Consider the following 6,000-nt stretch of genomic DNA (forward strand, 5'->3'; position numbering starts at 1 on the left):
ACCAACTCCGCTAGGAGTAATGTGCTCGCTACGGCAGTCCCGCTCTTGCCGTCGAGCCCTCGGACACGGGAGGAATCTGGTGTGGACCTGCGGCTGAGCGAGGAGCAACGCGCGGTCCGGGAGACTTTCGCGGCGCTCTTCCGGAAGGAGGCGACGCCGCAGCGCGTCCGGGCGGCGGAGTCGTCGGGCTTGGACACCGACCTGTGGCGGCGCTTCAGCGAGATGGAAGCGCTCGGGATCGGCGTGGCGTCGGATTGCGGCGGCGTGGGCGGGGGTCTGCTGGAGCTGGCGCTAGTAGCGGAGGAGGCGGGCCGCCGCCTCGCTCCGATACCGATCGCCGAGACCGCGGCCGCGGCGCGGCTGCTGGGCCGGCTTGGGGAAAAGGAGCTGATCGGCCCGGTGCTGACCGGCTCGTTTATCGTGTCGCTGGCTACCGGACCTGGACCCGTCGAGAAGCAACTGCTCGTCGACGGAGCGATCGCGGATGCGATTCTCGCCGTCGAGGGGAGTTCCCTGATTTACGCGCTACGGCCGGCCGGACTGGCCCGAACTCCACGGCCCAACTTCGGTGGATTGGCGTTGGCCCGATGGTCCGACGGCTGCGAGCGCCGCTGCCTGGCGGAGGGCGATTCGGCCCGGACGACGTTCGCCACCGCTCTTGATGAGGTCCGCGTGCTGCGGGCGGCGGCACTGATCGGACTGGCCGCCGAGGCCGTCCGCATCGGCTCTGATTACGCGAAGGTGCGTCACGCGTTCGGGCAGCCGATCGCGATGTACCAGGCCGTCGCTCACCCCTTCGCCGACGCTGTCGCGGCGTTGGACGGGGCGCAACTGTTGATCCAAAAGGCCTGCTGGGCCTTGGATTCGGGGCAAGCCGACGGGCCCGCGTTAGCCTCGATGGCGTTTGTATTCGCCGCCGAGACCGCATACCAGGCAGCCGGACACAGCCTTCACGTCCACGGCGGGTACGGCTTCATGGAGGAGTACGACATCCAGCTCTACTACCGACGGGCCAAAGCGTGGGCGGTCGCATTCGCCGATCCCCGGCGCGAACTGCTCACCCTCGCCGACAGGCGCTTCGGCCCGGTGGGCACAGGAGGTCACTGAGGCATGGACTTCAGCGAACCCGCGAGCTGGGCCCGAATCCGCAGCGAAGCAGAAGATTTCGTCGCACGGTATGTCACCCGCGAAGTGATCGAAAACGAGCGACGCACCGGAGACGGTGCCGACCGGGAGCTGACGCGAAAGCTGGGGGAGCGCGGATGGATCGCCCCGGCCTGGCCGGTGGAGGAGGGTGGGGCCGGACTCGATCAATTCGAGACCGGTGTGCTGTTGGATACGCTGCGCCGGGGAGGCGTTCCTACGATCGGGTCCGGGACGACGATGCTGCCGGCCAATGCGATCAGGGCCGCGGGCTCAGCAGAGCTGAAGGCCAGGATTTTGCCGAGCGTTGCGGCCGGCGAGATTCTCATCTGCCTCGGCTACACCGAACCCGCGGGCGGATCTGATGTCTTCGCCTGCGCGACCCGCTCCGAGCGAGACGGTGACGATTGGATCGTCAACGGCCAGAAGATCTTCACCACCTTCGCGCATCTCGCCGACTACTGCTTTCTGCTCACCCGCTCGGCGCCGGGGTCCGTCGGCACCCGAGGCCTGACGATGCTGCTGGTATCGCTGGATTCAGCCGGTATCGAAATCCGGCCGGTGCACACCATGGGCCATGAACGCACCAACATCGTGTTCTACAACGACGTGCGGGTCGACGACGCCAACAGGATTGGCGAAGCGCACCAGGGCTTTTCGGTGATGCTGGCCGCCTTGGAGGCCGAGCAGAACGTCGCGCCCGCCTCACGGACGGGATTAGTGGCAGCCGACGCGCTGGAATTCGCCCGCACCCATCCAGGAACGGACGGCACCGCGCTCATCAACGATCCCCTGGTGCGTGAGCGCCTGGCCCATATGGCGATGGAGGCCGAGGTAGCCGACCTGCTCGCGTTGCGGGTGGCGTTCCTGGACGCCGAAGGCGACAAGCCGGGCCCGGTGTCGGCGCTGTTCGGTCCTGAAAGCTATGTGCGGGCGTCCGCCGCCGCCGCCGATATCGCCGGAACCGCGGGCATGCTGGATTGGACTGACCCAGAGGCTCCCGTTGACGGCGCGCTGGATGCCCATTACCGCAGCGCAGTCGCCACGACGATTTACGGCGGTTCCAGCGAAGTGCTGCGCAGCCTGATCGTCGAGAACAGGTTAGGGCTACCCCGCAGCCGTCCACGTCGCTGACAGGTCAACGGAATTGGCGGGCCAGCCAATCTGCACTGTCGCGCGCGGCGCATTTGGCCACTGCGCAGTCGGCGAACATGTCGAACCCGTGAATCGCGCCGGCATAGACATGGAGCTCCGTTGATACGCCGGCCCGGCACAGGCGAGCGGCAAAATCGATCGACTCGTCTCGAAGGCAGTCCGCCGTGCCCACGCTGACGAACGTCGGCGGTAAGCCCGCCAGCTCGGCGGCTCTGGCGGGAACCGCGTCCGGCGGCATGTCGTCTGTTCCGTAGCGCTCGCCCAGATAGCTGCGCCAGCCGAATGCGTTGGACTCCCGACTCCACATTGGAAGGCCGTCGAGCGCGCTCGACGGCGTGGTCATTCGATCATCGAGCATCGGGTATTCGAGGTATGCGAATTCCACACCATCGAGCCCCTGGTCCCGCCAACGCAGCCCGAGAGAAGCGGCCAGTAACCCACCGGCGCTGCGTCCGCCGACCCCGATGCGGTTCGGGTCCAACCGCAGATCGGCCGCGTGATCAACGATGTACCTCAGTCCGTTGTCGCAGTCGTCTAGCGGCAGCGGATAGGGCGCTTCCGGCGCCAACCGGTATTCGACACTTATGCAGGCGCAGGACAGCGACCGGCACCACTCGTTGAGGCGGGCGTTATCCATAAAGCGGTTGCCGATCACGGTCCCGCCGCCATGCATCCAGTACAGGGCCGGCAGGTCACCGGTAGCGCCGCGGGGACGCAGCAGGGTCAGTGCGACCCCTCCGTCGGAATCGGTCGTGAGGTCCACGCACTCGATGTCGGGTGCCGGCACGGGCGGGAACGGGGCGTTCTGACGCGTCATCGGCACGGTCTCGTTGGAGAAGACGAAATCGGGCAGATCGCGGACGGCTTCGCGAATTTCGGGGTCGAGCGCTTCTCGACGCAACATCACCATCGACCGCCTCCCAGCACATGTGGTTACTTCACTACGGCGTCAGCATAGTATGCCCGTTGCATCTGGCGCAGGTCACGTTCTACTGTTGAGAGGCGATGCCTCTCAGAAAGAGATCACATGCTTCCCGAAGACGCAAGAATCATCTCCGTCGACGACCATGTCATCGAGCACCCGCGGGTTTGGCTTGACCGGCTGCCCTCGAAGTACGAAGACGTGGCGCCACGCATCGTGAAGCTGCCCGACGGCAACGACACCTGGCTTTACGAAGGGTGCGCTTCGGGCAACTTCGCTCTGAACGCGGTGGCGGGTAAACACCCGCGTGAATTCGGCATGGACCCACGCAGCTACGACGACATGCTGCCCGGCTGTCACGACATCGCCGACCGCATCAAGGACATGGACATCGAGGGCACCTGGGCCCAACTGTGCTTTCCGAACTTCGGCGGTTTCGCCGGCAGCACGTTTTACGCTGCCGAGGACAAGGACTTTGCAAAGCTGTGCATCAGCGCCTATAACGACTTCATTCTCGACGAGTGGTGTGCCTATGCTCCCGAGCGCCAGATCCCGTTGATGATGGTGCCGTTCTGGGACATCGAGGCGTCGGTGACCGAGATCAAACGCACCGTCGACAAGGGCGCGAAATCGGTTTCGTTCATCGAGGCGCCGCACAAACTCGGCCTGCCGTCATTCCACACCGATCACTGGGATCCGATCCTGCGCATCTGCGAGGAAGCCGAGCTTCCGCTGTCGATGCACTTCGGCTCGGGCGGCATGCCGCAGGGGCTCGCGCCGGACGGCGACATGTTCATCAGCATCGCGCTGTTCGGGCTGAACTCGATGATGGCGACCGTCGACCTGTTGATGTCCGACGTGTTCTACAAGTTCCCCAACCTCAAAGTCGCGCTGTCCGAGGGCGGCATCGGCTGGATGCCGTATCTGCTGGAGCGCATCGACTACTCCTGGGGCCGGCACAAGTACTGGTGCAACATCAACGCCGATAAGCTCCCCTCCGAGCTCTTCCGCGAGCACATCTACGGCTGTTTCATCTCCGACCAGTCGGGTATCGAGCAACGGCACCGCATCGGGATCGACAACATCCTGTTCGAAAGCGACTATCCGCACTCGGATTCCAACTGGCCGCATACCCGCAAGTTGCTCGCCGAGCACCTCGTCGATGTGCCGGACGACGAGGCCCGAAAGATCGTCGAGCTCAATGCCCGCACACTGTACCGGTTTTGGGACTGAGGCAACCGTTGACGGGAGAGACGATGAGGGCGAATGGATCCGATTTCACGTTCGACCCCTTCAAGCCCGGACCACGAGACCAGCTGCCGCGGGTACTGGCCGAATTGCGGGAGCGATTTCCCGTCTACCGCACCAGCTCCGACATCTGGGTGGTGTCGCGGTTCGATGATGTCAAGGCAGTGCAGTCGAACCCGCAGCAGTTCTCGTCGCGACCCAATCCCTACGAGGGAGCCGCGCCGCCCGACGACGAGATGAAACCAGAGGTGGTCGAGCGACTGCTTGCGCTGGCCGCGGGAATCCCGGTGGACATGGCCGAGATGGCTTCCGCGAAGACCATCGCCGCAGCCGACCCGCCCCAGCACACCCGGATGCGCCGCATCGTCAGCAGAGGGTTCACCCCACCGCGCATCAAGGAGATGGCGACCGCGATCGAAGAGATCGTCGAACGCTGTTTGGCCGGAATCGAAGACCAACCCGCCTTCGACGCGGTGGAGCGCCTCGCCATTCCGCTGCCCGTCGAAATGATCTGCCACATCCTGGGTATCGACCGCAGCCACTACAGCCAGGCCAAGCGTTGGTCGGACGCTTTCGCCGCCGCAGCGGGCGCGGTATTCAGCAGCCCCGCCGAGCGCAACGAGTTGATGCTGGCAACCATCAAAGAGTTCAGCACCTATTTCGTTCCACTCATCGAGGCACGGCGCGCAGAGCCCAAGGGCGACCTGGTCAGTGCCATGGTCGCGGCGATCGCCGACGAGTCACTGAGCAACGTCGAAACACTGATGGTCGCGATCACCATCATGGTGGCCGGCAACGAGACATCGACAAATCTGATCGGCAACACCATCGTCGAGCTACTGTCCTGCCCCGACCAGCTCAAGCCGTTGCTCGACGATCCTGGACTGCTGCCCAATGCGGTGGACGAAGCCAATCGATTGACCTCCCCGATCCAGTTCGCCTTTCGCGAGGCGACCGAAGACAACGAGATCGCCGGCACGCCAATCCCGAAGGGCGCCATCATCGCGTTGCACATGGCCGCCGCAAACCGAGATCCGCGCCGATTCGATGACCCCGACCGCTTCCTGATCACCCGGCCCCCCGGCAAGAACCTGGCGTTCGGACACGGCATCCACTTCTGTCTGGGCGCCCACCTCGCCGGTCAGGAGGTGCGTACGGCGGTTGGCGGGTTGCTTCCGTATCTCGACCGGCTCGAGATAGCCGGACCACTGGAGCGCAACCCGACGGCGCTGTTGAACGGCTGGCAAAAGGTCGAGCTTGCGTGGGTCTAGGAAATAGAGTGCGGTGGCGTTGTCAGGCACCGGCACGGGTGGATCGAGGCGTGCAGCCTCCGGAAGGCACCCAGTTGTTCGATGGCGAGCGCGGACAGGTAGTCCCGCGGAGATGAATACGGGACCATCACGTCTTGAGATCAGCGTCGAGGAATGAGTTCACGTCGGTGGCGAACTCGGCGTGATGCTGAAACAGGAAGCCATGGGCCGCATCGGGATAAATCTTGACCGTCGCGTCGGGCAGGAGGCCGCCAAGCAGGT

Annotated in this window: 5 protein-coding genes; 4 read left to right on the forward strand and 1 reads right to left on the reverse strand. The window is 64.7% G+C overall.

All coding sequences use genetic code 11. From position 1 onward, the window contains the following. The first annotated feature begins 81 nt into the window (after nt 1–81). Together VNW74_RS14610 and VNW74_RS14615 are read left to right on the forward strand one after the other, a co-directional pair. Nucleotides 82–1,107, forward strand: a complete 1,026-nt coding sequence (locus VNW74_RS14610; protein ID WP_325677979.1) for an acyl-CoA dehydrogenase — start codon at nt 82–84, stop codon at nt 1,105–1,107. A gap of 3 nt (nt 1,108–1,110) precedes the next feature. Continuing rightward, a complete protein-coding gene (locus VNW74_RS14615) occupies nt 1,111–2,277 on the forward strand; it encodes an acyl-CoA dehydrogenase family protein (protein ID WP_325677981.1) in 1,167 nt (388 codons plus the stop codon). A 4-nt stretch (nt 2,278–2,281) separates the two neighbouring features. Here VNW74_RS14615 and VNW74_RS14620 read toward each other — a convergent pair whose 3' ends face one another. After that, nucleotides 2,282–3,208 carry an alpha/beta hydrolase gene (locus tag VNW74_RS14620; protein ID WP_325677983.1) on the reverse strand — a complete coding sequence of 309 codons (927 nt, stop codon included), beginning with the start codon at nt 3,206–3,208 and terminating at the stop codon, nt 2,282–2,284. A gap of 117 nt (nt 3,209–3,325) precedes the next feature. On the opposite strand from VNW74_RS14620, the gene VNW74_RS14625 reads away from it, so the two are divergent. Both VNW74_RS14625 and VNW74_RS14630 read left to right on the forward strand, forming a co-directional pair. Then, nucleotides 3,326–4,453, forward strand: coding sequence for an amidohydrolase family protein (locus VNW74_RS14625; RefSeq protein WP_325677985.1), 1,128 nt, complete (start codon nt 3,326–3,328; stop codon nt 4,451–4,453). A 23-nt stretch (nt 4,454–4,476) separates the two neighbouring features. Then, nucleotides 4,477–5,739, forward strand: coding sequence for a cytochrome P450 (locus tag VNW74_RS14630; RefSeq protein WP_325677987.1), 1,263 nt, complete (start codon nt 4,477–4,479; stop codon nt 5,737–5,739). Nucleotides 5,740–6,000 lie beyond the last annotated feature (261 nt).

It is taken from the genome of Mycobacterium sp., from assembly GCF_035570115.1.
Classification (GTDB): Bacteria; Actinomycetota; Actinomycetes; order Mycobacteriales; family Mycobacteriaceae; genus Mycobacterium.